General features: G+C 38.7%; 21 protein-coding genes and 1 riboswitch. Of the genes, 15 read left to right on the top strand and 6 right to left on the bottom strand.

Features of this window, described 5'->3' with window-relative positions; genetic code table 11:
- The first annotated feature begins 44 nt into the window (after nt 1-44).
- Nucleotides 45-584 (top strand): DsrE family protein, encoded by a 540-nt coding sequence (locus ACJJVM_RS13905; protein WP_405212022.1) that lies wholly within the window; start codon nt 45-47, stop codon nt 582-584.
- A gap of 45 nt (nt 585-629) precedes the next feature.
- Entirely contained in the window at nt 630-2249 is a 1620-nt protein-coding gene (locus ACJJVM_RS13900; RefSeq protein WP_405212021.1) for a M1 family metallopeptidase, read from the top strand.
- A gap of 7 nt (nt 2250-2256) precedes the next feature.
- Here ACJJVM_RS13900 and ACJJVM_RS13895 read toward each other — a convergent pair whose 3' ends face one another.
- Nucleotides 2257-3489, bottom strand: coding sequence for an ABC transporter permease (locus ACJJVM_RS13895; protein ID WP_405212020.1), 1233 nt, complete (start codon nt 3487-3489; stop codon nt 2257-2259).
- On the opposite strand from ACJJVM_RS13895, the gene ACJJVM_RS13890 reads away from it, so the two are divergent.
- The 3 genes from ACJJVM_RS13890 to ACJJVM_RS13880 all read left to right on the top strand — a co-directional run bounded on the left by ACJJVM_RS13890 (nt 3490) and on the right by ACJJVM_RS13880 (nt 6936).
- On the top strand, nt 3490-4752 hold the full coding sequence (locus ACJJVM_RS13890) for an exo-beta-N-acetylmuramidase NamZ domain-containing protein (RefSeq protein WP_405212019.1): 1263 nt from the start codon (nt 3490-3492) through the stop codon (nt 4750-4752).
- Nucleotides 4745-5395 (top strand): hypothetical protein, encoded by a 651-nt coding sequence (locus ACJJVM_RS13885; protein ID WP_405212018.1) that lies wholly within the window; start codon nt 4745-4747, stop codon nt 5393-5395. The genes ACJJVM_RS13890 and ACJJVM_RS13885 overlap by 8 nt, the downstream gene beginning before the upstream one ends.
- A 98-nt stretch (nt 5396-5493) precedes the next feature.
- Complete coding sequence (locus tag ACJJVM_RS13880) at nt 5494-6936, top strand: S41 family peptidase (protein WP_405212017.1); 1443 nt, start codon at nt 5494-5496, stop codon at nt 6934-6936.
- A gap of 55 nt (nt 6937-6991) precedes the next feature.
- On the opposite strand, the gene ACJJVM_RS13875 is transcribed toward ACJJVM_RS13880, so the two are convergent.
- A complete protein-coding gene (locus tag ACJJVM_RS13875; RefSeq protein ID WP_405212016.1) occupies nt 6992-8062 on the bottom strand; it encodes a YncE family protein in 1071 nt (356 codons plus the stop codon).
- A gap of 8 nt (nt 8063-8070) precedes the next feature.
- Nucleotides 8071-9927 (bottom strand): TonB-dependent receptor, encoded by a 1857-nt coding sequence (locus tag ACJJVM_RS13870; protein ID WP_405212015.1) that lies wholly within the window; start codon nt 9925-9927, stop codon nt 8071-8073.
- 33 nt (nt 9928-9960) lie between these two features.
- Nucleotides 9961-10167: riboswitch (cobalamin riboswitch) on the bottom strand.
- Between the two features lie 87 nt (nt 10168-10254).
- On the opposite strand from ACJJVM_RS13870, the gene ACJJVM_RS13865 reads away from it, so the two are divergent.
- The 7 genes from ACJJVM_RS13865 to ACJJVM_RS13835 all read left to right on the top strand — a co-directional run bounded on the left by ACJJVM_RS13865 (nt 10255) and on the right by ACJJVM_RS13835 (nt 16246).
- On the top strand, nt 10255-11433 hold the full coding sequence (locus ACJJVM_RS13865; protein ID WP_298348518.1) for an ABC transporter substrate-binding protein: 1179 nt from the start codon (nt 10255-10257) through the stop codon (nt 11431-11433).
- On the top strand, nt 11426-12451 hold the full coding sequence (locus ACJJVM_RS13860; protein ID WP_405212014.1) for a FecCD family ABC transporter permease: 1026 nt from the start codon (nt 11426-11428) through the stop codon (nt 12449-12451). The genes ACJJVM_RS13865 and ACJJVM_RS13860 overlap by 8 nt, the downstream gene beginning before the upstream one ends.
- Entirely contained in the window at nt 12451-13245 is a 795-nt protein-coding gene (locus ACJJVM_RS13855; protein WP_405212013.1) for an ABC transporter ATP-binding protein, read from the top strand. The genes ACJJVM_RS13860 and ACJJVM_RS13855 overlap by 1 nt, the downstream gene beginning before the upstream one ends.
- A 4-nt stretch (nt 13246-13249) precedes the next feature.
- Nucleotides 13250-13774: a hypothetical protein gene (locus ACJJVM_RS13850; RefSeq protein ID WP_405212012.1), complete on the top strand. Its 525-nt coding sequence runs from the start codon at nt 13250-13252 to the stop codon at nt 13772-13774.
- A 14-nt stretch (nt 13775-13788) separates the two neighbouring features.
- Nucleotides 13789-14376 carry a hypothetical protein gene (locus ACJJVM_RS13845; RefSeq protein WP_405212011.1) on the top strand — a complete coding sequence of 196 codons (588 nt, stop codon included), beginning with the start codon at nt 13789-13791 and terminating at the stop codon, nt 14374-14376.
- An 88-nt stretch (nt 14377-14464) separates the two neighbouring features.
- The gene (gene rmuC, locus ACJJVM_RS13840) at nt 14465-15871 is read left to right on the top strand and encodes a DNA recombination protein RmuC (RefSeq protein WP_405212010.1); all 1407 of its coding nucleotides are present in this window, start codon (nt 14465-14467) and stop codon (nt 15869-15871) included.
- 6 nt (nt 15872-15877) lie between these two features.
- A complete protein-coding gene (locus ACJJVM_RS13835) occupies nt 15878-16246 on the top strand; it encodes a hypothetical protein (RefSeq protein ID WP_021778795.1) in 369 nt (122 codons plus the stop codon).
- 114 nt (nt 16247-16360) lie between these two features.
- Here the strand turns inward: ACJJVM_RS13835 and carB are convergent, their stop codons facing one another.
- Complete coding sequence (gene carB / locus ACJJVM_RS13830) at nt 16361-19213, bottom strand: carbamoyl-phosphate synthase large subunit (RefSeq protein ID WP_299148980.1); 2853 nt, start codon at nt 19211-19213, stop codon at nt 16361-16363.
- 106 nt (nt 19214-19319) lie between these two features.
- Nucleotides 19320-19481 (bottom strand): 50S ribosomal protein L34, encoded by a 162-nt coding sequence (gene rpmH, locus ACJJVM_RS13825; RefSeq protein ID WP_021778793.1) that lies wholly within the window; start codon nt 19479-19481, stop codon nt 19320-19322.
- 198 nt (nt 19482-19679) lie between these two features.
- Here rpmH and ACJJVM_RS13820 point away from each other — a divergent pair, with 198 nt between their 5' ends.
- The 3 genes from ACJJVM_RS13820 (at nt 19680) to uvrB (ending at nt 23561) form a co-directional block, all read left to right on the top strand.
- Nucleotides 19680-20258, top strand: coding sequence for a hypothetical protein (locus ACJJVM_RS13820; RefSeq protein ID WP_035324584.1), 579 nt, complete (start codon nt 19680-19682; stop codon nt 20256-20258).
- An 18-nt stretch (nt 20259-20276) separates the two neighbouring features.
- Entirely contained in the window at nt 20277-21476 is a 1200-nt protein-coding gene (locus ACJJVM_RS13815) for an aspartate aminotransferase family protein (protein WP_405212009.1), read from the top strand.
- Between the two features lie 84 nt (nt 21477-21560).
- Nucleotides 21561-23561 carry an excinuclease ABC subunit UvrB gene (gene uvrB / locus ACJJVM_RS13810; RefSeq protein WP_298348499.1) on the top strand — a complete coding sequence of 667 codons (2001 nt, stop codon included), beginning with the start codon at nt 21561-21563 and terminating at the stop codon, nt 23559-23561.
- Nucleotides 23562-23616: 55 nt separating this feature from the next.
- Here uvrB and ACJJVM_RS13805 read toward each other — a convergent pair whose 3' ends face one another.
- Nucleotides 23617-24051 carry an Hsp20/alpha crystallin family protein gene (locus ACJJVM_RS13805; protein ID WP_405212008.1) on the bottom strand — a complete coding sequence of 145 codons (435 nt, stop codon included), beginning with the start codon at nt 24049-24051 and terminating at the stop codon, nt 23617-23619.
- Nucleotides 24052-24163 lie beyond the last annotated feature (112 nt).

Below are 24163 nucleotides of genomic sequence, written 5' to 3'. Positions count from 1 at the left end.
ATTACATAATGCGTGCTGCATTACTTAAAACTACATTTACTTTTATGAAAAATTTGCTTCTTATTGCTTTATGTTTCGCTTTCGCGAAAGCGTACTCACAACAACCCTCATCACAACCTGGTGAGTTTATCAAAGATTTTGGAAAAACTTTTGCCGTACCAGAACCAGATTTTAAAACCGATACTGAAGCCCAATTTTATATTGTTTTTGATGTGGCAAAAGCCCCAGAAGACCCTAGTGTAAGAAATCCATACATAGAGACGATGGCTCGCTTTTTAAATATGCACGATAAAGCAGGTGTGCCTAGGGAGAATATGCACTTACGTGCAGCTATACACGGCAAAGCGGCATATGGCGTTCTTACAAATGAACTTTATAAAGAAAAATATGGGGTAGATAATCCCAATATTGCACTTCTAGAAGCACTAAGCGATGCCGGAGTAGAACTTATACTCTGCGGGCAAACGGCGGGATCACGCAACATTACTTCGGCACGAAGATTGGAAATAATAGATGTAGCCCTCTCTGCAATGACCGTTTTAAGCCAGTCACAAATGAGTGGATACTCGCTTATTGCATTTTAAAAAACCGTTACAAGCATACCTTACACAATAAATTAAACCAGATTAATGCGTTACCTATTTTTACTGGGCTTTATACTCACGAGCCTATCTTCATACTCTCAAAAAATAACTCGTCAAGACAGTTTACGTGGTAGCATCACACCACAAAGAGCGTGGTGGGACCTTGTACATTATGACCTTTCTGTAGAGGTGATGCCAGAGTCAAAGACAATTATAGGGACTAATGTGATGACCTACAAAGTGCTTAATGAAGGCACTAATGAGTTACAAATAGATCTACAAGCACCTATGGAGCTTACCGCTGTAATGCAAGATGGTCACTCGCTGGATGTACGGTCAGAAGGTAATGCCCATTTTATACAACTTGAAGATCCACAGAGTGAGGGTGAGCTAAGGAAGATTTCGCTAAGTTTTGAAGGTAAACCTAGAATTGCAAAAAACCCGCCTTGGGATGGTGGTATCACTTGGAAAAAAGATAGCAACGGGAAACACTTTATCGCTAGTTCAAATCAAGGCATAGGCTCTAGTGTATGGTGGCCTAACAGAGATCACCCGGCAGATGAGGTAGACAGTCTTGATATGCACGTTACCGTGCCTAAAGATCTCGTAGACGTGTCAAACGGAAGACTTGTGCACATAGATACAGACGCAACTACAAAAACATACCACTGGACAGTAAAAAACCCAATAAATAACTACGGTGTAAACTTAAACATAGGCGATTATGTAAACTTCTCTGAAGTTTATAAAGGAGAGAAAGGCCCTCTAGATATGAGCTACTGGGTGCTCAAAGAGGATGAAGAGAAGGCTCGAGAGCAGTTTAAACAAGCCCCTATGATGATGGAGGCTTTTGAGCACTGGTTTGGTCCTTACCCGTTTTATGAGGATAGTTTTAAACTCGTGCAAGCACCTTATCTTGGGATGGAACATCAAAGCTCTGTAACCTATGGCAATAGATTTAAAAATGGATACCTAGGAAGAGATCTCTCTGGTACAGGTGAGGGATTAAAATTTGATTTTATCATCATTCACGAGGCTGGTCACGAGTGGTTTGCAAATAATATTACAAATAAGGACGTGGCAGATATGTGGATACACGAAGGCTTTACCTCATATTCTGAAAATCTATATCTCGATTATCACTTTGGAAAAGAAACTGCAGCAACTTATACTATAGGTACTCGTGATAAAATACGTAATGATAGACCCATAATAGGCACCTATAATGTAGATAAGGAAGGAAGTGGTGATATGTATTACAAAGGTGCAAACATACTACTCACCTTACGTAGCATAGCGCAAGATGATGATTTATGGCGAGCAACACTGCGAGGCTTAAGCAAAGAATTTTATCACCAAACGACAACAACCGCTGCTGTAGAAAATTATATTGCAAATGCGCTAAATCTAGACTTAACGCCCTTCTTTAATCAATATCTCAGAGAAAAAGATATCCCAACATTTGAGTATAAAATCAATAAAAAAGAAATGCACTATCGATTTAATAATACCATACAAGGCTTTACAATGCCCTTACGTATCAAGATTAATGATGAGTATATATGGCTTGATCCTACAGATATATGGCAGTGCCTAGATGTAGCTAAAGGAACTAGCACCGTACAAATAGATCGTAATATGTATGTAGATATAAGAAAGATGTAGGTAATACCTACTCAAATCTTATAGCTCTCACGGGGCTAATTTTTGTGATGATATAAGATGGTATAAGGAGTACAAGGACACAAATTGTAAAGACTCCCAAGTTAAGAGATACAATATGCCACACGTTTATGAGTACAGGCGCCTCACTTACATAATAAGTAGATGGATCTAGTTTTATAAACCCAAAATACTTCTGAGCAAATAAAATTCCTAGTCCTATAAGGTTACCCCAGAAGAGTCCCAGACCTATAAGATACATTGCATTGTAGATAAATATCTTACGCACATTCCAGTCTGTGCTGCCCAGTGCTTTAAGAATACCTATCATACGTGTGCGCTCAAGTACAAGTACAAGAAGTGCCACAGCGATATTTATACCTGCTATAAGAATCATCACAATGATAATGAGCATTATATTAAAGTCAAATAACTTGATCCACTCAAAGATATTATAGTTGCGCTGTATGATAGATATTGATCTAAGCATAGAGCCAGAGTTTTCATACACTTCATTATTAACTCGCTCTATATTATCAAAATCATCTACAAAAACCTCAAACGCTCCTACCTCGTCCTTTTCCCATTTATTTATAAAAGTAAGATGGCGGCGGTCTCCTATAATGTAAATCTTATCAAACTCTTGATAAGCGCTTTCATAAAGACCTACAATATCAAGTGATCGTGATCTAAAACGTGTGTTTTCTTTATTTACAAAGTGCATTACCGCTTTATCCCCTACCTTAAAACCTAAACGTTTTGCAAGATAGGTACTCATTAAGATTTCATTATTGAGGTCACCCGTGAGCTCTGGCTTGCGGCCTTCTATGATATAATCTTCTATGCGAGACCAGTCATAATCATCACCCACACCTTTGTAAACCACACCTTCAAAGGTCTCTGCAGTGCGTATCATTCCTGCCTTAGTCGTGATTGCTTGCACGTGTGTTACTTCTGGTACAGCATCAAAGTTTGGGTAAAAGTCTTGATTAATGGTAATAGGGTTTACAGTCTCCTCACTATTATTTCCATCAAAGTTTGATACGAGTATATCACCAGAAAAGGCAGACACCTTCTGTCTAATCTCACGTTGAAGCCCTACACCGGTAGCTATAGAAATAAGCATCATCACCATACCTATTGCGATTGCTGCAATGGCAATTTTAATTATCGTACTGGAAGCACTACTTTTATACGATGTCCCGCCATTTAGGCGTTTGGCTATAAAATACTCTAGATTCAAATGCGTCTCATTTTATTCAAAAATACCCTTTTTTTAACGCTCACACTCTTAATTTCTTGTGCAAATACGGGTGGGGATAAGACCGCTTTCGCGAAAGCGGAATCCAAACAACCCACGACAAGTAACGTAGTAGTCATAGATTCTAGCATTACTGTGGGTGCAAATAGAACAGAGCTGTACCTCCCATTACTAGTAAATAAAAATGTAGGAGTAGTTACAAACAAAAGCGGACTCATCTTTACCGAGACACTGCATACAGAAGCGCAAAGTACTCACCTGGTAGACTCCTTACTAAGTATGGGAGTTACGATAAAGAAGGTTTTCTCGCCAGAGCACGGCTTTAGGGGTAATGTAGATGCCGGCGAAAAAGTAAAGGACGGTAAGGACCCAAAAACGGGTCTCAACATCATCTCTCTTTACGGAAAGAATAAAAAACCCACAGCACAACAATTAGAAGGGGTTGATGTCTTACTCTTTGACATACAAGATGTGGGCGTGCGTTTTTACACCTACATATCTACCCTTACCTATGTTATGGAAGCAGCTGCCGAAAGTGGGATTCCTGTCATAGTGCTAGACAGACCTAATCCTAATGCACATTACATAGACGGTCCTACACTAGAAAAAGAACACACTAGCTTTTTAGGTATGCACGAGATACCACTTGTATATGGTATGACAATAGGCGAATATGCAAAAATGGTAAATGGAGAAGGCTGGCTAAAAGATAAGGTCACAGTAGATCTTACGGTAATACCGCTTAAAAACTGGTCGTACCAGAAAAAATATGCGCTCCCTACAAGACCATCGCCTAACTTACCTAATGATAAGAGTATCAATTTATATCCTAGCTTAGGCTTTTTTGAAGGAACTACGGTAAATGCTGGTCGCGGGACAGAGATGCAGTTTCAAATCTTTGGCGCACCAGATTTTCCTAAAGAGCACTTTTCATTCTTATACACGCCACAACCTAATTTTGGATCAAAATCACCAAAACATAAGGGAGTCACCTGTAACGGTAAAGACCTACGTGATGAGGCCTATATGAACACTGTAAATCTTGAATGGCTCATAGAAGCCTATGCTGCTAGTAGCAAGAAGGATGCTTTCTTTAAAACAGCTAGTTTTACACTTCACGCAGGTTCAACACAATTACAGCAAGACATTGAGGCGGGCTACACCTTTAAAGAGATTAAAAGAAAATGGTTGCCAGGTATAGAACGATTTAAAAAGATACGCTCAAAATATCTAATGTATGAGTAGGGATGCGTTTTTGCTTTCGCTTAAAGCGAAAATTGAAACCCTATTTACCACCTACACAAAGCTTCTTCATACACAAGAACAGCAAGACATCATACGTAATGGCTTTGTATTCTCTAAGATAGATCCTACGGCAAACGTGCTGGTTATGGGTATAAATCCATCATTACGCACAGATTTTATAAGTGACGATATGTGTAGCTATGATTATAGTAAATTACACGAGGATAGGTACTTTAAAAAATTTTACAACTTACTATCAGCTTTCGAATCTCAAGGAATTACTTATTGCGATTTATTCTATCAACGACATACCGAGCAAAAACAAATAGCAAACTTTCTTAACAATGAGATAGGTAAACAGTTTCTCAGAGATCAACTTGAGATTACTAAGGAGGTCATCACCTATGTTGCTCCTAGGCTTATCTTACTTTTTAATAGACAAGGCGCTCAGTTTTTTTCTTCAGAGTGGATGGATATTAGTCTAGATCTAGATAAAAAACTGTCTACACATAATAAACTTGCTTATAGCCACAAACTTGAATCTTACATTTACTTTGCCCCCTTCTTAGGGTATAGAACACCAAAAACCGCGTTTGAGCAACTAGATCACGATTTGCCGCTGTTAGCAAAGCTTGTTAATTAATCTCAAAACTTTAAAGCAGACAATGTAATTGTAGTGACTTTTTTACGTTTAACTATATTTGATACTAGATTACGATATACTCCCTTAATATTAATCCTATGAAAAAGATTACCCTACTCCTACTCGTCTTTACAATGCTCTTTTTTTCTTGTAATGACGATCTTGATGATACTATAAGACCAGCAACTACAGTAGAGTTGTCTGACTTTGTTTACAGAGGTCTCAATTACTGGTCATTATATAAAGACCAAGTGCCAGAGCTAGCAAATGATTTTTTTAGTAATGATGGAGAAAAATTTGACTACTTATCGCAGTTTGCTTCTGTAGAGGATGCTTTTGATGCACTTACGGCACCTGTAGACCGTTTCAGTATATTACGAGATGATTATACAGAATTAGAAAACTCGCTAGCGGGAATTCGCACTGCCTCTGGTATGAATATCTCCCTGCTTATTATGCCTAACGACCCTGCTAGAGCCTTTGGTATTGTGAGATATGTGGTAAATGATAGTCCGGCAGCTATTGCGGGTGTACAGCGAGGTATGATTTTTACACTTGTAGACGGGCAACCATTACAAGATGCGACTGGACAACCTATAGATGGTAACACAAGTTTTTCTAGCTTTTTTAGTCCAGAAAGCTATACCATAAGTACAGCAACCTTTAACGGTACAGACTTTGACCTTACGGGAGAAGAAATCGTAATAAATAAAATACAGCTCATTATAAACCCTGTACATACGGTGAATGTTTTAAGTGTAGGTGGTAATGAGATAGGGTACTTACATTATACCGGCTTTACAAATGAGTTTGACAGTGCTCTTAATAATGCTTTTGCAGAGTTTCAGGCAGCTGGCATTACAGATCTTGTGCTTGATTTACGCTATAATGGTGGTGGCTCTATAGAGACGGCAAACGACCTCTCGTCTATGATTACTGGTCAGTTTGAGGGACAAACCTTTATCACTCAAGAGTATAACTCAGATCGCAATCCAGAGAATCAATTTACACGTACTTTCAATAATAATCTAGGAAGTGGCAATGATGGAGCAACTATAAACAGCTTAGGTCTTTCTAGAGTATTCATACTCACTACGGGAAGAACAGCAAGTGCCAGCGAACTTATACTAAGTGGTCTAGATCCATATATTGAGATTATACAGATAGGTACAAACACCGTAGGAAAATTTGAAGGGTCCTTCTTATTATATGATGCGCCAGCTCCAGGTTTTAGAAGATCTGAGGCAAACCCAAATCATAGATATGTAATGCTACCGCTTGTACTTAAGTCTGTAAATGCAAATGGTCTTACTGACTATTTTGATGGCTTTACACCAGATATTGAAATAGCAGAAGATTTTACAAACTATGGCCAGCTAGGTGAGCAAGGCGAGCCACTTCTAGATGCAGCCATAGATGTTATTCTTAACGGAAGAAGCAACGCACAATATAACACGACGATACAACCCTCATATTATGACACAGAGCAACAAAACCCACTCTACCAGCGTATGATAGTTGATCAACTTGATATAAACTAGCACAAAAAAGGGGTGACAATTATGTCACCCCTTTTTAATTAACTATTAGAATAACCTAGTTAATCTCGTAAACGTTACCTGGTACAATACCTACATTAAGCGTATTTAATAAAGTACCCGTAGTAGTGTCATAAAGCTCTACAGTTCCATTACTAGCAAAGTCTGCAGCGTTACATCCTGCAAGTGTACCGTCGCTGAGTATGGTCATATTATAGAAAAAAGATCCAGATATAATTGCTGTACTAGTCGTTGTAAAATCTGCTATTGTTGTTTTATAAACTGCTCCACCTAGATAATAAAACACATCATCACCTACTACATTTAAGAAGCTAGGGTGTTCGGTATCTGTAAATAAAACTGTTTCTACAGCAGTGTTTGTATCTGTATCTATAATAGTAAATTGTCCTCCTGTCTCATTACCTGTAAATGCTGGAGCGCCGCTAGCTAGAACTACAAGACGTCCCGCTGTGTCAAACTGTAGTGAGTTAGGTACGTCACCAACCTCTATTGTAGTAACAACATTTTCTTGCTCACTAGAGATTACAGATACAATGTTATTTACTCCAAAACCTCCTTTGTGTGCTACATAAATAGCATCTCCTTTTGCTACGATTTGCTCTGGCCCTTCTGCAACAGCAATTGTACTTACTATCTCATTTGTATTTAAATCTAAAACAGCCACATAATCATCTGTAGCTACAGCTGGATCTCCCCAGTTAGTCACATAACCGTTATCCCCTATTATTACCATATTACGTGGGTTATTAAGTCCTTCTGTAATTTGGATTATTTCTTCAAAGGTATCTTTTTCTACTACCGTGATACGTGAGCTTACGTTTGTAACTACATAAACATTATCATCTGTCATAGTTAGTGATTGCACGATGTTACCCAGGTTATCACCATTTACAGCTTGATAGATAGATGATGTCACCGTAGTAAGGCTTTCATCTATATAATCTACTGTTCCAAAACCATTTGAAAAAGGTCCTTCATTTGTTACTAAAAATCCAGTAGCATATGGCCCTTCAACCTCTGGGGTAACTGGTATAAAAATATCATCATCTGTATTACAAGAAAATAATAAAAGTGTTGCAATACAAAATGTGTAAAAAGAATGTTTCATAAGTGTGTTTAAAAAGTAATAGTTGTTTGTAATAAAAAGTTTCTTCCAGGGTTAGGTCTAAAAGCAACCGTCTGGTAGTTCGTATTAAATAAGTTATTGACTCTCGCCATTACTTGGAGCTTAGTACCTTGCTTGTGTAAGATGTCATAGCTTGTCCCTATGTGAGCAATCGCATAGCCGTCTACCTGCGCCGTGTTATCTGTAGTTGTAAAAACACGATCTACAAAAGTAGTTTGCACATAACTACTCAGCCTGCCATAGTTATGCGCGATACCGAGTATCGCTTTATGAGCTGGCACATAGATAAGCTGTTTGCCTCTGGCTACATCTTCGGCCTGTGTATAGGCATACTGAGCAGTGGTTGTAACTTTATGGCTACCCATAATAGCCGTATAATCAAGTGCTCCCTCTATACCATAATGCTCAGAATCTGCTATGTTTATAGGTGACCAGATACCGCTCAGATTAGGCTGCCATTGTATCAAATCATCTGTGTTTATGTAAAATCCTCTCAGTCCTAAAGTGAGGTTTTTACGTGTTCTTTTTAAGCCTATTTCGGCTTGTATGCTTGTTTCAGGTTTTAAATCTGGGTTACCTACAGCACCTGGTCCAGACCAGTAAGCATCGTTAAATGTGGGGATTCTATAATTTTTTGACGCGTTAAATGTGAGTGTATACGCTTTCGCGAAAGCGTAATCAAAACCAGCTCCCAAAAGAAATGGACTATCAAAACCTTCTACCAGCTCTTGTCTAGCCTGAATCTCATAGGTAAATTGATTAGTAAGTTGCTGTTTCCACAAGGCGACAACAGATCCTTGATTTCTAGTAGTCGAAACGATAGACGCACCAGCTGCCGAAATATGGTTTACCTCACCTATTACAGTAAGTTCCTTTTTACGATCTAGCTTATAAGTTGCCTCGTAGTTTGCCAGGTAGCGTATAGATTTACCTAGATCATTATCGTCAGTTTGGTTATTTGCAAAATATCTAAACTGTTCAAAAATATGAGCCGCACGCAACTTGCCATTAAATCTTGTACCCAGGTTTTCCCATATGGCGAGTGTTCTTGTATTTCTGTCTTCATACCCATCATTAGACGGTGCCGTGAGCGTGCCAGAAAAGTTGCGATTACCTACATAGGTATTGTGGTGCAGTTTTAATAAATGTGTACGATCACCCTTATTTTTAAGGAGATAACCCATATTAAAAATGGCGTTAAGATTATCATATTGACCATTTTCATTAAACTGATTATCTGTATCGAGATAGTCAAAATCATTTTCAGAACGTTGGTAATCTAGGCCGGCATCTATGTAAAAATTAGTGTTTGAAAATTGCGTTTTGGCCGTTGCGATTTGAGTATCAAAACTTCCGTAACCTGCGGCTACTGTCGTGCTCAGTCCTTTATTAAATCTAATATCATTACCTAGATGAACACTACCACCTACTGCTCCAGATCCATATATAATGCTCCCGCCGCCCGCTCTCACATCGAGCTGATCATAATTTTTTGACGATAAGGTATTAAAATCAGACTGGCCAGTGAGCTGGCTATTTATGTTTATACCGTTCCACACGACGGCTGTCTGTGCCGCGTTAGTCCCTCTAAAAGAGGCAGAGGCTACGCCACCAGGCCCATTTTCTCTAAAGTATATGGTGCTATTTGCTCGCAACACCTCTGTAAGAGCCGTGCGCGAGCGCTGTATGGTGCTATCACTTATCTTCTCAAGAGCTATACCTACGCTGTGGTTTTTTAACTTTGAGTCACTAAGTATTACTTCAGGTAAAACTTGAAGTGTATCTATTTGTGCGGCAGTTGTAAGTGCGCATAGCACGACAACAATAAAAAGGAATCTATGTTTCATCTATCTACCAACTTTTTACCCGAAAGTTGCTTGATTTTAATTATGAATAGTGGCAGGTCTCCTGGCTTGCTTTTGTTACACCTTCCCATCATAACACCTTATGACAGTGGCTTTGTAGTAGTAACAAACCCTTTATGGGCTTAGCTTACAGTTGCGGGAACAGCTTCCGATTTATACGGAATTCCCTTTTAATTTTCTGCACCCGTGTGATGCATCAAAACCAAAATTCGTCGCAAATATACATAACATTACTACCATACCTAGCAGTAAATCAAAAAGAAGAAAGCCCTCTTGCGGCATTGGATAATTTAATACTACTTTTGGCAAATGAAGTACTTACACCTTTTAGTCTGTCTTATACTTCTGGTAACATCTTGTAAAAATGAACCAGAAGTCACGACTGTTACTCCCACAATGAGTGCATCACAAGCAGTAACCTATGCAGATGGTTTTACCATTACAAAGTATGAAAACTACACATTGCTATCGGTCACAGAAGCATTCCCAAATGCAGATAAAACCTTTACCTACGCCCTTGTGCCAGAAGGAGGGTTGCAAGCTTCTATAGAAGAAGAAAACAGTAAAAGCCTCACCGAGTTACTTACTAATCGAGGTGTAGATGCCATTATAAAAACGCCTATAAAAAATGTAGTCGTTACCTCTACTACGCACATCCCCTCGTTAGAAATGCTTGGGGTTATTGAAACTCTAAAAGGTTTTCCTAATCTTGATTATGTGTCGAGTCCGCTTTCGCGAAAGCGTATTGAAAACAATCTCATTACAGAGCTAGGTCAAAACGAATCGCTTAACACAGAACTTGCAATAAATCTCAATCCAGATGCAGTTATCACCTTTGGTGTAGAAGGAGAAAACAAATCTGTAAACACGCTACAACGTGCAGGAATCCCTGTGCTTTACAACGGCGACTGGGTAGAAAAAGAACCGCTAGGCAAAGCAGAGTGGATCAAATTCTTTGGCGCTCTGTACGGGAAAGAAAAAGAGGCAGATAGCATTTTTACAAACATAAAAAATCAATATCTAGCCACTAAGAAACAACTTGCATCTGTAACGTCAAGTCCTACTATTTTAAGTGGTGCGATGTATAAAGACGTTTGGTATTTACCTAAGGGTGATAGCTGGCAGGCTAAAGTTCTAGAAGATGCCGGAGGCTCATACCTATGGGCAGATACCGAGGGAGTGGGAAGTATTGCCTTGAGTATAGAATCTGTGCTGGAAAAAGGACAGCAAGCAGACTTCTGGATTGCACCTGGGCAGTATACATCATATTCAAAACTACTAAGTGACAACCCTGCCTACGGACAGTTTGATGCATTTAAGAATAAGAAGGTCTATACCTTTGCAAAGAGTAAGGGAGCAACGGGTGGTTTATTATATTATGAACTTGCGCCTAACAGACCAGATCTTGTCTTAAGAGATCTTACCAAAATCTTACACCCAGAGCTTATTACAGAAGAGTTTACATTTTTTGCACCGCTAGATGAGTAATAAAAGTTACATCATACCCTTTTGCATATTAGTTTTTGTACTAGTGTTGTGCTTTATTGTAAACATAAGTTTAGGCTCCGTAAACATTCCTTTTACAGAGGTTATCTCTGGGTTACTGGGTGGTGATGTGTCAAAAACATCTTGGTCATATATTATCGTAGATTATAGATTACCTAAGGCTATTACGGCAATTATTGCTGGTGCAGGCCTTGCGGTTTCTGGCTTGTTAATGCAAACGCTTTTTCGCAATCCGCTGGCGGGGCCATTTGTATTAGGTATAAGTAGTGGTGCCAGTCTAGGCGTCGCTTTATATATCTTAGGAGGTACGGCACTGGGGCTATCTTCTACCCTATTATCTGGTAAATGGGGGCTTATCATATCGGCTAGTGTAGGAAGTTTTTTAGTCTTACTTATGGTGCTAGGTGTAGCTACGCGTATAAAAGATACAATGGCGCTCCTTATCATAGGTTTAATGGTAGGAAGCCTTACGAGTGCCGTAGTAAGTGTGCTGGCCTATTTTAGTAAAGCAGAAGAGTTACAACGATTTGTTTTTTGGTCCTTTGGGAGTCTTGGTGACGTCTCTTGGCGTGGCGTGGGAATCCTTTCTATTTGTTTTGTCATTGGGATTATGGGCGCTGTTTTTTGTCTCAAATCACTTAACAGCCTTCTTTTAGGAGATGCATATGCACGTACGATAGGTACAAAATTTAGTCAGTCACGTCTACTCATTATTATTGCGACAAGTTTGCTAGCGGGCAGTATCACTGCTTTTGCAGGTCCCATTGCCTTTATAGGGCTTGCAGTACCACATTTAGTACGCCAGCTTATACCTACGGCAAATCATCGCATACTATTACCAGCTGTTATTATAGGAGGGGCAATCCTTATGCTCGTTTGTGATACAATAGCACAGGTACCGTATAGTGAGTATACATTACCTATAAACGCTATCTCTGCAATGGTGGGTGCTCCTGTAGTGATATGGCTATTAGTTCGTAAAAAGAAACTTCTTTTTTAATGCAATCTATAAACAATCATATCACCCTCCGCACAAAAGATCTTGTTATAGGCTATAACAATAATCGTGAGGAAACACCTATAGCAAAAAATCTTAATATAGATTGTAAAAAAGGAGAACTCATTGCGCTAGTAGGGATAAACGGGTCTGGTAAATCTACATTGCTGAGAACACTCGCAGGACTTCAAGAACCGCTTGCTGGTGCTGTCTATATTAATGATAAAGAGATTACCAAAGTAACTCCAGCATTACTCGCACAGCAACTTAGTGTTGTATTGACTAATCAAGCTATTTCAAAAAATCTTACGGTAGCAGAGCTTGTAGCACTTGGCAGACAGCCTTATACAAACTGGCTAGGCACGCTCACAGAGGTAGATAAGGATATTATAATAACAGCTTTAAAACGTACCGAAACCTACATACTCAAAGACAAGAAGTGTTACGAGCTTAGTGACGGGCAACTGCAGCGTGTCCTCATAGCAAGAGCACTTGCTCAAGACACACCTATAATTATGCTAGATGAACCTATGACACATCTAGACCTACATCACAAAGCCTCTGTTTTAAACCTGCTAGCTAGAATCGCAACAGAAGAGCATAAAACTATCATTTTTAGTACACACGAGATAGATTATGCACTTACCCGTTGTGATAAAATGATTGTGATGAAAGAGCGACAAGCCTTATACGACACTCCAGAAGCACTTATTGCTCAGGGAGTTTTTGATGTACTCTTTCCTTCTCACAATGTGGGGTTTGACCGTAAAAACCGTATCTTTTTTCTCAAAAAGTAAGACGATGCGTTTTCTTCAATTATTTCTAGTAGCTATGGTGCTCGCTAGCTGTTCGGCACACTCTTTTAAGGGTGAAGAAGAACGCTTTCGCGAAAGCGTAAAAACATCCATCCCAACTGCTACAGAGGCAGTTTATAAGGTTATAGACACATCAAAAATTTATAAGCTTGTGGCGAGTTATTATAAATATGATACCAATCAAACCAATGTAGTAGCTGAATATAATTACAAGAAATATCTAAAATTTTACAAAGATGGAAAGCTAGCGGTTTTTGATGATTTTGACCTCACAAGCATTGATACGCTTAAAGCGAAAGTAACCGACCACGGTTATTACGATTATACATACAACACCTTATATACAAGGCATCACCTCACAAATAAGAGTGGAAAACAATTTTATAACCCGCAAGTGCACCAGCCTAACGGTGACACCTTATCACTCTACTCTCAAAGCACAAAAAGTATAAGTCATTACCTAGCCATAGCTATTCCGGCAAACGTGGTTGTTGCCGAGGCGGAGTGGTAGAAAATAATTATAGTTTGATTGACATTATAAATTTTGTAAGAGACTTTATTAGAATAGATTTATTCATTGGTTTTGGATTGTATTCTATCATATTTTTTGTGCTCAATAAAACACTAAAAAATAATCTATTTTTAAAACGGTTTGATGACAATACTATAAAATTAGTTATACGCTTAGGGTTTGTTTGGATTTCACTGTGGTTGTTAGGTTTAATACTTTACTATTTTAGTCTAGAAAATCAAGCAGAACGAATTAAATATTTAGAAAGGTTAACTGGAGAATATAGTTATGGTATATGGGCTCAACCTATATTCTGGTTTGTGTTAACACAACTATATAGAATCACATTTTTCACAAAATACCTAGTCAACAGACTAATAATAAGTTTTCTTTTTGTCTTGACGTTTGAAAGGTTTATTATTATCATAGTAACAATTCACAGAGATTATTCACCTGATAATTGGAGTCTATTCGATGATTTTGATATCGACGGAATGTTCTTAATTCAGGGCTTATTAGCAAAAACCTTAGTTGTCTTAACGATTTTTAGTCTTCATCACATTTTAATTGAAAGAATAAAACTATTAAAACTAAAAACATAAATGGTTTTGAAAATTAATAGCTCACAATTTCCTCCTAACATCATCTTTTAAAATACGTATTGCACGATCTTCTTTATATCTTTACCATATGAATGATACTTTATTACTTTTTCTTATTGCTTTCATATGCTTAGTGGGCGGTACGCTCTTAGGGATATTTATCTCAAATCTTAAAAAGAAGGGAGAACTTAGTGGTTTACAAGAGCGCTTGCGTCAAGAAGAACTTAAGATAGAAGAGGCTAGAAACACAAGCCTTAAAGTAGAGACACAAATGCAGCAACTTCGCGCAGAAAACAATGAGCAACTCCAGCAGCTACGCGCAGATAGTGAGAAACAACTTAGCTACCTTAGAGAAGAAAAAGATCAGTTTCAAAACGAACTTACCGCTCGCAACGTAGCCTTTGAAGGCTTACAAAAAAGGATGGAAGAAAAAACGGCAGAGCTAGAACAACTGCAAGAAAAGTTTACCAAAGATTTTGAACTCATCGCTAGTAAAATTCTTGATGAAAAGTCTAACAAGTTCACTTTACAAAACAAACAAAACCTTGATATCATCTTAAAACCGCTTCAAGAAAAAATTCAAAACTTTGAGAAGCGCGTAGAAGAAACTAATAAAGAGGCAATAGATAGAACCTCTGCCCTTAGAGAGCAAATAAAAGGTCTTACTGCTCTTAATGAGCAAATGACAAAAGAAGCCAGTAACCTTACTAAAGCGCTCAAAGGAGATAGTAAGATGCAGGGTAACTGGGGCGAGCTTGTACTAGAGCGTGTGCTAGAAAAATCTGGGCTAGAAAAAGACCGCGAGTATTTTATACAACAAAGCTTTACTACAGAAGAGGGTAAACGTGTACTTCCAGATGTGGTGATACACTTACCGGCAAATAAGAAGATGATTGTAGATAGTAAAGTATCCCTACGTGCCTACGAGCGCTTTGTAAATGAAGAAGACCCACACCTTAGAGATGCGCACTTAAAGCAGCACGTAAATGATTTAAAGCGACACGTACAACAGCTTAGTGATAAAAACTATCAAGATATCTACCAGATAGAAAGCCCAGACTTTGTACTGCTATTTATACCTATCGAGCCAGCTTTTGCCATTGCCATAAATGCGGAAAATGAACTCTATAATAAAGCTTTTGAGCAAAATATTGTTATCGTTACACCTTCTACCCTACTTGCCACACTGCGCACTATAGACTCAATGTGGAATAATGAGAAGCAACAACAAAATGCGCTAGAAATCGCAAAACAGGCTGGAGGACTTTATGATAAATTTCACGGGCTAGTAACAGATCTTACGGCCGTAGGTAAAAAGATGGATGATGCAAAAAGTGGATACTCTGCCGCTATGAATAAACTTGTAGAAGGTAATGGTAACCTAATCACAAGAGTAGAACGCCTTAAAAAAATGGGTGCCAAAGCGAAAAAAGCACTCCCAGAAGCTATCATCAAGCGTGCAAATGCAGATGATGACCTAACCTTACTAGACTAAATAATTATGAAAAAAATACTATTTGTAGTCCTTACTACCATCTTTTTACTGGCAGCAGCTTGGTTTGCCTTCATTTACTACGTCCCTTATAGTAAAGGAACACGCGCCGGCGAACTTATAAAATTCTCTAGCAAAGGAGTAATTTTTAAAACTTGGGAAGGTGAGATAAGCCAGGGTATAAGTGGAGCACAAATCTTTAGCTTTTCGGTATTAGATCAAGAAGAGGAGGCTATTGAGGCGCTTAATAAATATCAAGGTCAATATGTAAAGGTTGAGTATATAGAGCGCTTTGGGACCTTCTCTTTCTGGGGAGATACTAAGTACTTTATTACAAATGTAGTACCAGAGCAATCACCACATTTTAATAGACAATAGGGAGATTAAGAGTGTTTATTACGCTTTCGCGAAAGCGTACTCAAAACCCCCATAAACTTAAAAAGGTCTACTCATTGAGTAGACCTTTTTTAATACTGTAATTTGAGCAGTAAATTAGTTACTCAAGTACATCTTTCTTCTTGCGTATAAATCGTAAAAAGCATCATCACGAAGGTTATCTATAAATAAGATACTCTCTCCTGTACTCTTCATCTCTGGTCCTAAGTTCTTATTTACATTTGGAAACTTATTAAAAGAGAATACTGGTTGCTTGATTGCATATCCTTCTAGCTGTGGGTTGAAGTTAAAGTCTTTTACCTTCTTCTCACCTAGCATCACCTTAGTTGCGTAGTTTACATATGGCTCTTTGTAAGCTTTTGCTATAAATGGAACCGTACGAGATGCTCTTGGGTTTGCCTCTATGATGTATACCTTATCATCTTTTACAGCAAACTGTATGTTTATAAGACCTACTGTATCAAGTGCTAGTGCAATTTTTCTAGTGTGATCTTTAATTTGCTCTAGTATAAGGTCTCCAAGGTTAAATGGAGGTAATGTTGCATTACTATCACCAGAGTGTATACCACAAGGCTCAATGTGCTCCATAATACCTATGATGTATACATCTTCTCCATCACAAATAGCATCTGCCTCTGCCTCTATCGCTCCGTCTAGGTAGTGATCTAGTAGGAGTTTGTTATTAGGTATCTTACGTAGTAAGTCTACAACGTGCTCTTCTAGCTCGTCATCGTTTATTACAATCTTCATTCCTTGTCCTCCTAGTACATAAGATGGTCTTACAAGGATAGGGTAATCTAGTTTTTGTGCCACTGCAAGTGCCTCGTCTGCCGTCTCTGCTGTATCAAATTCTGGATAAGGAATATCAAGATTTTTTAATAATGTAGAGAAGCTTCCTCTGTCTTCGGCAAGATCTAGTGCTTGGTAACTTGTACCTAAAATTTTGATACCGTAACGGTCAAGCTTTTCGGCAAGTTTAAGTGCTGTTTGCCCTCCTAGTTGTACGATTACACCTTCTGGCTTTTCGTGGCGTATGATGTCATAAATATGCTCCCAGAATACAGGCTCAAAGTATAACTTATCTGCCGTGTCAAAATCTGTAGATACAGTCTCAGGGTTACAGTTTATCATTATAGTTTCATAACCACACTCTGCAGCGGCAAGTACACCGTGTACACAGCAGTAATCAAACTCGATACCTTGCCCTATACGGTTAGGTCCTGAACCTAATACTACTATCTTTTTCTTGTCTGAAACTACACTTTCGTTTTGAGCAAATCGAGTTCCGTCAGGAAGCTCCATTTCATTTTCAAAAGTTGAGTAAAAGTATGGTGTTTGTGCTACAAACTCTGCCGCACACGTATCTACCAGTTTATAAACTCTGTTTATTTTTAATTCATCTCGCTTGCTTGTTACTGCACTTTCGAGACATCCTAGCATATGTGCTATTTGTCTATCTGCAAAACCTCTTTGTTTTGCCTCGAGTAATAAATTTCGCGGAAGCGTATCTACCTTAAAAGTAGATATCTCTTTTTCCATTGCATATAGCTCCTCATATTGTTTAAGGAACCACATATCTATTTTTGTAATCTCGTGTATACGTTTAAGCGGGATACCCATCTGGATTGCATCATAAATCACAAATACACGGTCCCAGCTTGCGTGGGTAAGTTTGTCTATAATCTGGTCGTAACTCTTATACCCTTTACCATCTGCTCCTAGACCATTACGTTTAATCTCTAGTGACTGTGTTGCTTTGTGTAAGGCTTCTTGAAAAGAGCGTCCTATACCCATTACTTCTCCTACAGATTTCATCTGTAAGCCTAGCGTGCGGTCACTTCCTTCAAATTTATCAAAGTTCCAACGTGGTATTTTTACAATTACATAATCTAATGTAGGCTCAAAAAGGGCCGATGTAGATTTTGTAATCTGGTTATCTAGTTCATCAAGGTTGTATCCTATCGCTAGTTTTGTAGCGATTTTTGCAATAGGGTATCCCGTTGCTTTTGATGCCAGTGCAGATGATCTAGATACACGTGGGTTAATCTCAATTGCGATAATCTCTTCTTCATTATCTGGGTTTACCGCAAACTGTACGTTACACCCTCCAGCAAAGTCACCTATACTGCGCATCATATGGATAGCCATATCACGCATTTTTTGGTAAGTAACATCAGATAATGTCATTGCAGGTGCCACAGTAATCGAGTCTCCTGTGTGGATACCCATAGGGTCCATATTTTCGATAGCACAGATAATAACCACATTATCATTTGCATCACGTAGTAACTCTAGCTCATACTCTTTCCACCCTAGTAAGGCTTTATCTATCATCACCTCGTGTACTGGTGATACTTCTAGACCGTGAGATAGGAGTCTATCAAAATCTTCTTCTTCAAAAACGAAAGATGCTCCCGCTCCTCCTAGTGTAAAAGAAGAACGTATTACTAATGGAAAACCAAACTCTTGAGCAATCTCTTTTCCTTTTAAGAATGAGTTTGCACTTGCCTGTGGTGCCATAGGTATACCTATCTCTCCCATAAGTGTTTTAAACTGATCGCGATCTTCTGTAATATTAATAGCCGCGATATCTACACCTATAAGCTCTACTTCAAAATCTTTCCAGATACCCTTCTCATCTGCCTCAATACAAAGGTTAAGCGCAGTCTGCCCTCCCATAGTAGGAAGCACTGCATCTATATTAGGATGCTTTTTGAGTATCTCTACAATAGACTTTGTAGTAAGTGGCAATAAATAGACGTGATCTGCCATAGAGGGATCTGTCATAATCGTTGCCGGGTTAGAATTGATTAGAATAGTCTCAATTCCATCCTCTCTTAATGATCTTAATGATTGTGATCCTGCGTAATCAAATTCACACGCTTGACCAATAACAATAGGTCCAGAACCTATGAGTAGAATCGATTTTAAGTCTTTATTTTTAGGCATTTACTGTGGTTTTTCTAGAATTATCTAAAATTATGAACTGATAGGGTATAAAAAAAGGTGTTACTTAAAAAAAGTAACACCTATATATTTACATCAACGAGATGCATTATTTTTTGTGACGAAGCTCAGAAGATACACTTATTTTCTTTCTTCCTTTAGCACGGCGACGTGCTAAAACTTTACGACCGTTTACAGAAGCCATACGCTCTCTAAAACCGTGTTTGTTTCTTCTTTTTCTTTTTGATGGCTGAAACGTTCTCTTGCTCATTTTGTATCTTCTTTAATGTCTTGTTAGGACCGCCTTATAATTTCTTTTATTTACAGCTTTCTAAGCTGGGCGCAAATATACGAGAAGTTTTTACTTCTACAAATGGAAAAATAAATTTTTTTTATCTCCTTTTATATACCTTTGCTCCCGCCTGTATATAGGGCAAAAATAAGAAAACAAACGGTCTAAATATAATCTATGTTTAATAAAAACATCAAACTCGTTCTAGCTATAGCAACTCTTGCAGCAGCAATATGGCAATTTACAGAGAATGAAATAGGTAATGGTATAATGCTACTCTTACTTATGGGAATCTTTATATTCTTATATTTTAAAAACGAAATTATCTTACTTGCCTTTTTACGTTTACGTAAGCAAGACTTCCCTGGAGCTCAAAAGTGGCTTTCAAAAATTAAAAACCCAAGCAGCGCTCTAGTTACAAAACAAGAAGGATACTATAACTACCTACAAGGACTTATGGTATCACAGACTAATATGACCCAGGCCGAAAAATATTTTAAGAAAGCCATAAGCCTAGGTCTCTCTATGGATGCAGATCTTGCAATGGCAAAATTAAGTCTTGCAGGTATTGCAATGAGTAAAAATAGAAGACGTGAGGCACAAACCCTTATGAAAGAGGCAGAAGCTCACGATAAGCACGGTATGCTAGGAGAGCAACTCAAGACTATGAAGGCAAACTTCAAGGCCGCTGGTAATCAACCAAAACACCAGTACGGAAGACCTACATCTGCCAGAGCTGGTAGAAGACAGCGATAGTATACCTTTTGCTACACAATGAAAGCTGACTTTCTAACATACCAAGCACAAACCACTCCTCACCCACTAGCGATGGAGGTAGCAAAGGCAGAAGGCAGTTACATATATAATACAGAGGGCAAGAAGTTTTTAGATTTTGTAGCAGGCGTCTCTGCCTGTAGCTTAGGACATCAACATCCTAGAGTGAAAACTGCAATTATCAATCAGCTAGATAAGTATGCTCACGTGATGGTGTATGGAGAATATGCACAGTCTCCAGCCGTACAGCTCACAAAGCTCCTTGCAGCGCACTTACCTCCATCTTTACAGAGTACATACCTTGTAAACAGTGGTACAGAAGCTATAGATGGTGCTATAAAACTCGCTCGTAGAGCGACGGGTCGCACAGAGATTATCGCAGCCGTAGATGCCTATCACGGTAATAGCTATGGAGCACTAAGCCTTATGAGTAATGAAGAGCGCACCGCGCCCTTTAAACCTATGATAGGTGATGTCTCTTTTATAAAATTTAATTGTGACCGCTATCTTGAACGCATCACAGAACATACAGCCGGAGTTGTATTAGAAACCATACAAGGCGGTGCAGGTTTTATAGAGCCTACTAATGACTTTCTATCTAAGGTAAAACAACGATGTAAAGACGTAGGCGCTCTTCTCATACTTGATGAGATACAACCGGGTATGGGGCGCACAGGTAAACTTTTTGGGTTTGAGCACTACAATGTCGTTCCAGATATTCTTGTAACAGGTAAAGGGCTAGGCGGCGGTATGCCTATAGGTGCATTTACTGCATCTCGCGACACAATGGCGTTACTATCAGATAATCCTAAGCTGGGACATATTACCACCTTTGGCGGGCATCCAGTGATTGCGGCGGCAGCGCTAGCCACACTACAAGAAATCACAGAGACCACTCTTATAGCAGACACCTTAGTAAAAGAACAACTCATACGCGAGCAACTCGTACACCCATATATTACAGAAATAAGAGGGCGCGGCCTTATGCTTGCTGCACTCACCCCTTCGGCAGCAATTACTTCTGAGGTGATACTTGCTTGTCAAGATGCGGGTCTTATTTTGTTTTGGCTACTTTTTGAAGATCGCGCCATACGCATCACTCCGCCACTTACGATCACAACAGAAGAAATCATAGAAGGATGCGCTATTCTTCTAGCGGCCTTAGACCAAGCACTAGAGAAGCACGGTAGCTTAACATAATTAAAATACTTTATAACAATTCATTGGGATAGTTACGCTTTCGCGAAAGCGTAAAAACTCGTAATTTTATAAAAAAAGCTGATCTTGAAATTTAAACTACAATCTGACTTTAAACCTACTGGTGATCAACCCTCTGCAATCAAACAACTAGTAGACGGCATCAATAAAAACGAAACCTACCAGACACTATTAGGTGTTACCGGAAGTGGTAAAACATTTACGGTCGCAAATGTGATACAAGAGACAGAAAAACCCACACTCATACTCGCTCATAACAAAACACTCGCAGCGCAATTATACAGCGAGTTTAAAGCATTTTTTCCAGATAATGCGGTAGAGTATTTTGTATCATACTATGACTATTACCAGCCGGAGGCCTTTATTCCTTCTTCTGGAGTGTATATAGAGAAAGATCTTTCTATCAATGAAGAGATAGAAAAAATGCGACTAAGCACCACGACTTCCCTACTCTCTGGGCGTCGCGATGTGATTGTGGTTGCATCTGTATCGTGCTTATATGGTATAGGTAACCCCGCCGAGTTTGAGAAAAACATAACAGAAATCAAGCAAGATCAAGTTATGGCACGCACGATGTTTCTTAAAAAACTCGTACAAGGACTCTACTCACGTACCGAGGGAGAGTTTAATCGTGGTAATTTTAGAATAAAGGGAGACACGGTAGAGGTGTTCCCGGGATATGCAGATATGGCTTTTAGAGTTCACTTTTTTGGTGATGAGATAGAAGAGATAGAGGCTTTTGACCCAGCATCTGCAGAGGTGATTGAGAAGTATTCTCGCTTGCGCATCTATCCTGCAAATATGTTTGTAACCTCTCAAGATGTACTACAAGGAGCCATAAATCAAATAGGTGAGGATCTTACTAAACAGGTAAGCTTTTTTGAAGAAGTAGGTAAACACCTAGAAGCAAAAAGACTAGACGAGCGCACAAATTTTGACTTAGAAATGATACGAGAGCTAGGCTATTGCTCTGGTATTGAAAATTACTCAAGATATCTAGACGGTCGCGAGCCAGGTACAAGACCTTTCTGTCTACTAGATTTCTTTCCAGATGACTACTTGATGGTAGTAGATGAGAGTCACGTGACGGTCTCGCAAGTAAGTGCGATGTATGGAGGTGATAGAAGTCGTAAAGAAAACCTGGTAGAATATGGTTTTAGACTACCCGCAGCGATGGATAACCGCCCACTTAAATTTGAAGAATGGGAAATGATGCAAAATCAAGTTATATATGTTTCGGCTACCCCAGCAGACTATGAATTACAAAAGTCTGAAGGAACTTATGTTGAGCAAATTATACGTCCTACGGGTCTTTTAGACCCTATAGTAGAAGTACGCCCATCTCTCAACCAGATAGATGATCTTATAGAAGAAATAAACAAAGTCACAGAGCGCAATGAGCGCGTGCTTGTCACCACGCTTACTAAGCGTATGGCAGAAGAGCTTACAAAATACCTCACCCGTATAGATATACGCACCCGCTACATACACTCTGATGTAGATACACTTGAGCGTGTAGAAATAATGCAAGATTTACGTAAAGGCGTTTATGATGTACTTGTGGGTGTTAACCTACTTAGAGAAGGTCTAGATTTACCAGAGGTATCTCTAGTAGCTATACTTGATGCAGATAAGGAAGGTTTTTTACGTAGTAACAGATCACTTACCCAAACTATAGGACGTGCCGCACGTAACGTAAATGGGAAGGCTATTATGTATGCAGATAAGATTACAAAGTCTATGCAAGAAACCATAGATGATAGTAACTACCGTCGCCAGAAGCAAATAGACTATAATACTAAAAATGGCTTTACCCCTATGGCTATTAAAAAGAGTCTTGATAATGCGCTTACGCGAAAGGAAACTTACAAGATTGAAGCCGAAGAGCTCGTTAATCTAGCTGCCGAAGATGCAGAAGAGTATCTTACTAAGCCACAAATAGAGAAGAAAATACGAAGCACTAGAAAGGCAATGGAAGCTGCTGCCAAAGAACTAGACTTTATGCAGGCTGCAAAGCTTAGAGACCAGATTAAAGTATACCAAGAGCAAATTAAGGAACTAGCATAAATAAAGAAAGGGCTCCCTTGCGGGAACCCAATCTCAAACTAACCAACCAAATTTATTATTGTATCTCAATTAACCTTGAAGGTTGCACTTGAGCCTCTTCACGCTTAGGTAAAGAAACCGCAAGAACACCATCTGTATAACTTGCTTTAATTTTTGCCGTATCTACAGATTCTGGTAAATTAAATGAGCGTTTAAAAGAAGCATAGTTAAACTCTCTACGAGTAAACTTTGCTGTCTCTTTTACTTCTTCCTCGTTATTAATTTCTGAGGAGATTGTAAGTAAGTCATTGTCAAGATTTATATTAAAATCTTCTTTCTTTAAGCCCGGAGCGGCTACGTGAAGCTCAAACGCATCATCTTTTTCTATAATGTTTACAGAAGGTGTTGCGTTTGTAAATGTGTTTGTTCTTCCTCCTAGCCAGTCTGTGTTAAGTAATTCTTCAAAAACAGATGGTAAGTATGGAGCTGTATTTTTTCTAACTAATGTCATAACTATAATTTTTAAATTGTTTTCAAACTTGTACAGCTATAGACAAATTCAGTTCCAACAATAAAATTATGACGTTATGACATATTTCAGGTTTTAAATAGTGACTTTTTGT

The organism is Dokdonia sp. Asnod2-E02, from assembly GCF_045063915.1.
In the GTDB taxonomy this organism is placed as follows: domain Bacteria; phylum Bacteroidota; class Bacteroidia; order Flavobacteriales; family Flavobacteriaceae; genus Dokdonia.
This window is presented reverse-complemented; position numbering and strand designations above follow the sequence as displayed.

Bases quoted from the DNA above. Each gene is read 5' to 3' on its own strand.
- ACJJVM_RS13905 (WP_405212022.1), top strand. From the start codon at position 45: ATGAAAAATTTGCTTCTTATTGCTTTATGTTTCGCTTTCGCGAAAGCG.
- ACJJVM_RS13900 (WP_405212021.1), top strand. From the start codon at position 630: ATGCGTTACCTATTTTTACTGGGCTTTATACTCACGAGCCTATCTTCA.
- ACJJVM_RS13890 (WP_405212019.1), top strand. From the start codon at position 3,490: ATGCGTCTCATTTTATTCAAAAATACCCTTTTTTTAACGCTCACACTC.
- ACJJVM_RS13885 (WP_405212018.1), top strand. From the start codon at position 4,745: ATGAGTAGGGATGCGTTTTTGCTTTCGCTTAAAGCGAAAATTGAAACC.
- ACJJVM_RS13880 (WP_405212017.1), top strand. From the start codon at position 5,494: ATGAAAAAGATTACCCTACTCCTACTCGTCTTTACAATGCTCTTTTTT.
- ACJJVM_RS13875 (WP_405212016.1), bottom strand. From the start codon at position 8,062: ATGAAACATTCTTTTTACACATTTTGTATTGCAACACTTTTATTATTT.
- ACJJVM_RS13870 (WP_405212015.1), bottom strand. From the start codon at position 9,927: ATGAAACATAGATTCCTTTTTATTGTTGTCGTGCTATGCGCACTTACA.
- ACJJVM_RS13865 (WP_298348518.1), top strand. From the start codon at position 10,255: ATGAAGTACTTACACCTTTTAGTCTGTCTTATACTTCTGGTAACATCT.
- ACJJVM_RS13860 (WP_405212014.1), top strand. From the start codon at position 11,426: ATGAGTAATAAAAGTTACATCATACCCTTTTGCATATTAGTTTTTGTA.
- ACJJVM_RS13855 (WP_405212013.1), top strand. From the start codon at position 12,451: ATGCAATCTATAAACAATCATATCACCCTCCGCACAAAAGATCTTGTT.
- ACJJVM_RS13850 (WP_405212012.1), top strand. From the start codon at position 13,250: ATGCGTTTTCTTCAATTATTTCTAGTAGCTATGGTGCTCGCTAGCTGT.
- rmuC (WP_405212010.1), top strand. From the start codon at position 14,465: ATGAATGATACTTTATTACTTTTTCTTATTGCTTTCATATGCTTAGTG.
- ACJJVM_RS13835 (WP_021778795.1), top strand. From the start codon at position 15,878: ATGAAAAAAATACTATTTGTAGTCCTTACTACCATCTTTTTACTGGCA.
- carB (WP_299148980.1), bottom strand. From the start codon at position 19,213: ATGCCTAAAAATAAAGACTTAAAATCGATTCTACTCATAGGTTCTGGA.
- rpmH (WP_021778793.1), bottom strand. From the start codon at position 19,481: ATGAGCAAGAGAACGTTTCAGCCATCAAAAAGAAAAAGAAGAAACAAA.
- ACJJVM_RS13820 (WP_035324584.1), top strand. From the start codon at position 19,680: ATGTTTAATAAAAACATCAAACTCGTTCTAGCTATAGCAACTCTTGCA.
- ACJJVM_RS13815 (WP_405212009.1), top strand. From the start codon at position 20,277: ATGAAAGCTGACTTTCTAACATACCAAGCACAAACCACTCCTCACCCA.
- ACJJVM_RS13805 (WP_405212008.1), bottom strand. From the start codon at position 24,051: ATGACATTAGTTAGAAAAAATACAGCTCCATACTTACCATCTGTTTTT.